The sequence below is a fragment of the Psychrobacter sp. PP-21 genome (assembly GCF_033790785.1).
In the GTDB taxonomy this organism is placed as follows: Bacteria; Pseudomonadota; Gammaproteobacteria; order Pseudomonadales; family Moraxellaceae; genus Psychrobacter.
Genome location: NZ_JAMYEB010000137.1, coordinates 1 through 211 on the forward strand (window position 1 = coordinate 1; position 211 = coordinate 211).

Here is a 211-nt window from a genome sequence, read left to right on the forward strand (position 1 = left end):
TTGTTCTAGATGGCCATATTGAGTGCACGGCAAACTAAATCTGCTGTCATTCGCTTATTGATGGCATAGCCGACAAGCTCTTTGGTGTAGAGGTCTTTAACACCTGCTAAGTATAGCCAACCCTCATCTGTCCATATGTAAGTGATGTCACTAACCCAAGCTTCGTTAGGACGACTGGTATCAAATTTTTGATCGAGCAGGTTTGGATAAA

Annotated in this window: 1 pseudogene; it reads right to left on the minus strand. The window is 42.7% G+C overall.

Annotated elements, in window-relative coordinates:
• Positions 1 to 8: 8 nt before the first annotated feature.
• Positions 9 to 211, minus strand: a pseudogene (locus NJD71_RS13910) (DDE-type integrase/transposase/recombinase); the annotation flags it as partial.